The organism is Celeribacter sp. ULVN23_4, assembly GCF_054788345.1.
Genome location: NZ_JBTVYO010000020.1, coordinates 1 through 2,857 on the forward strand (window position 1 = coordinate 1; position 2,857 = coordinate 2,857).

The following is a 2,857-nucleotide window of genomic DNA, read 5'->3' on the forward strand; positions in this document are numbered from 1 at the left end:
GCCTGCCCTCTAGCGTCTTTCAAACTTGATCGGAACGGTGAGGGTTGAGGGGATTTCCGGTGGGGGTGGTGGGACTGGGGAGGCGCGGCGGATGAGGGAGAGGGCGGCTTGGTCAATCGAGGCTGTGCCGGAGGAGCGCGCGAGGCGGATGGCGGAGATTTCTCCTGCGGCGTTGATGGAGAAGGTGACATAGACCGTGCCGCGTTCACCATTGGAGCGCGGTTTGTGGCGTTCGAGGTGGGCCATGAGCCGGGCTTGCCAGCGCGCCGGGCTCATGGTGCGACCGCTGCCGCGCGCGGTTTGGGCGGCGGCGTTGCGGGTGGATTGCTGCGCCTGTTGGTTCTGCGCCTTGACCGCCGATTGTGAGGCGGCGGATTGCTGTTGTGGCGCGGGGGCGGGTTTTTCCGGCCGGCGTGGTTGCGGTTCTGGCTGAGGGGCCGGGCGGGGTTTCGGACGCTCGCGAGACGGCAGCGCGACCTCGGCCTCCCGCTGGGTTTCGGGGTCTGCCTCTTCCGGCGTCTCGCGGTGTTCTTCCACGGGCTCCGGTGCTTTGATCTCCTGCGCGGCCTGACTGGCCTGAGCGTCCTCAAGGTCTTCGGAGAGTTCCGTCTCTTCGGTCTCCACGGCTTCGGGCAGGGCCGACAACTCGATCATGATCGCCGGTGGCGGGCCATCCGAGGCGACGACGGGCGGGCTGCGCATTGCCCAAGCCAGCGCGCCAGCATGAGCGCCCAGCACGATCAGCACCGCCGCGCCCCAAAGCGCGAGATCCCCAAACAGGCGTGGGGTTTGCGGCTCAGTCACCCGGAACCTCCGCGCGGCCTTGTTCTGCGGTGTCTTGTTCCGCAACGGGAATCTGTTCCAGCCCGACCAGCGCAATCTTGAGATAGCCCGCCGCGCGCAGCAGGTTCATCACCTCCATGAACGCGCCATAGTCCACGCTTTTGTCGGCGCGCAAAAAGATCCGCCGCTCCCGGTCGCCATCGGTCAGCCGCTTGATTTCATCGGCCAGCGCCGCGCGCGCCACCTCCGTCTCACCCAGATGAAGGCTCAGATCGGGCGCGACCGTCAGGTAAAGCGGCTCCTCCGGGCGCTCGGCGGGTTTGGCGGTGGAGCCGGGCAGATCGACCGCCACATCCACCGTCGACAGGGGCGCAGCGACCATGAAGATGATCAAAAGCACCAGCATCACGTCGATGAAAGGCGTCACGTTGATCTCGGCATTTTCCACAAGATCGTCGCCCTCGCGTATCCGTCCCGCCATGGCTCAGGCCGCCTCCTGAGGGATTTCTTGCGTGTTTTCTTGCGTATTTTCTGGCGGGATCGCGCGACGGTCGAGATCGCGGCTCACCAGCCGTTCGATCCGTTCACCTGCATCGCCCAGCAAAAGCCGGTAGCCTGCAATGCTACGGGCAAAGAGGTTGTAGATCACCACCGCCGGGATCGCCGCGACCAGCCCCATCGCGGTGGCCAAAAGTGCCTCGGCAATGCCGGGCGCAACGACGGCGAGATTGGTCGTGTTGCTCTCCGCGATCGAGATAAAGCTGTTCATGATGCCCCAGACCGTGCCGAAGAGGCCGACAAAGGGCGCGGTCGAACCGATGGTCGCCAAGACGCCGGTGCCGCGCGCCATGCGACGTCCCGCCTCGGCTTCAAGACGCGTGAGAGCGGCAGTGAGACGCTCTTTGAGGCCTGCATGTCCGGCATGATTGAGGGCCGGTTCCGACTGTGTGAACTCGCTGCGTGCCTCATCCATCATCCGGCCCACGGCACCGCGCCGCACCTCCGGGCAGCGTTCCGCCTCCGCGAGCGTCGCTGCTTTTGCAAGCACGGTCCGCGCCCGACGCACCCGCCAGCGTGCGCCCCAAAGTTCGAGCGTCTTGGCGACCCAGACCGTCCAGGTCACGAAAGAGGCAAAGACCAGCCCCAGCATCACCAGTTTCACGACAATATCGGCGCTGCGATACATGCCGATGGGGGACAGATCATGCCCCGAGGCCTCTGTCCGGGTCAGCAGCCAATCGAGCGCTCCGCGCGGGTCTGTGAGGGGCGAGGGGAACGGCTCGGGCGCGGCGACAGGTGGGGTATCTATGGGCTTTATGGTGGGGGCTTCCGTTTGGAGCGGCCCCTCTTCTGTCTGAGGTCTGGTCTCTGCGTTGTCCTGTGCGAGCTGAGACCCCTCAGAGGCGCTTTGCACCTGTGTATCAGGCGGGGTTTGAGGCACAGTCTCCTGCGCAGAGGCCAGCGGGGCAAAGCTAAGCAGGCCGCACAGCACGAGGCTGGGCCAGATGTCTTTTCTCAACATGGTTTCTCTTTCTTCCGCCCGTGGCGGTTCGCCTTACAGATGCGCCTGTACCAAATCGCGGGTTGTCGCGAATGCGGCCTCGGCCCCCTTGATCGCACGGGCCTGGTCATGGGAACTCAGATCAACCGCATCAAGCGCGGATTTGACGGCTTTCCAATAGGGCGCGCGGCCCTCGGGCGGCTCTGCCAGATGGCGAGCGCCATGGGTCTCCGACAGGCCCATCTTGCGGGCGTATTTCAACAGAAAGGCCGCGCCCAGGTTCGAGCCCTCGACCACGTAGAGCCAGCCCAGTGCCTCCGGAAGATCGGCGGTTTCGGTGGCGGGCGCGGCGGTGATTTCGGGCCGCGGGAGGTCCAGATCGGCCATGTCCTGCGTCACATCACTGAGCCGCCCGCGCGTGTTCAATCCGGGAAAATATGCGGCCAGATCAGCGGAACGATAGAGCGGCGCGACATGGTGATGCAGCCCGTGCTGAACTCGCAAGAAACGCCCGTAATTCTCAATATTGTCAAACGGTTTTGCCGCCATGATCGACCGATCCAACCGCTCATG

At 64.8% G+C, this 2,857-nt stretch carries 4 protein-coding genes; all 4 read right to left on the reverse strand.

The window, feature by feature from the left end:
- Nucleotides 1-9: 9 nt before the first annotated feature.
- Nucleotides 10-804, reverse strand: a complete 795-nt coding sequence (locus ACYBHZ_RS19275; RefSeq protein ID WP_460275940.1) for an energy transducer TonB family protein — start codon at nucleotides 802-804, stop codon at nucleotides 10-12.
- Nucleotides 797-1,264, reverse strand: a complete 468-nt coding sequence (exbD, locus tag ACYBHZ_RS19280; RefSeq protein WP_460275941.1) for a TonB system transport protein ExbD — start codon at nucleotides 1,262-1,264, stop codon at nucleotides 797-799. The genes ACYBHZ_RS19275 and exbD overlap by 8 nt, the downstream gene beginning before the upstream one ends.
- Nucleotides 1,265-1,267: 3 nt before the next feature.
- Nucleotides 1,268-2,305: a tonB-system energizer ExbB gene (gene exbB, locus ACYBHZ_RS19285; RefSeq protein WP_460275942.1), complete on the reverse strand. Its 1,038-nt coding sequence runs from the start codon at nucleotides 2,303-2,305 to the stop codon at nucleotides 1,268-1,270.
- Nucleotides 2,306-2,338: 33 nt separating this feature from the next.
- Nucleotides 2,339-2,857: biliverdin-producing heme oxygenase (locus ACYBHZ_RS19290; RefSeq protein ID WP_460275943.1), on the reverse strand; the 519-nt coding region annotated here is incomplete at its 5' end.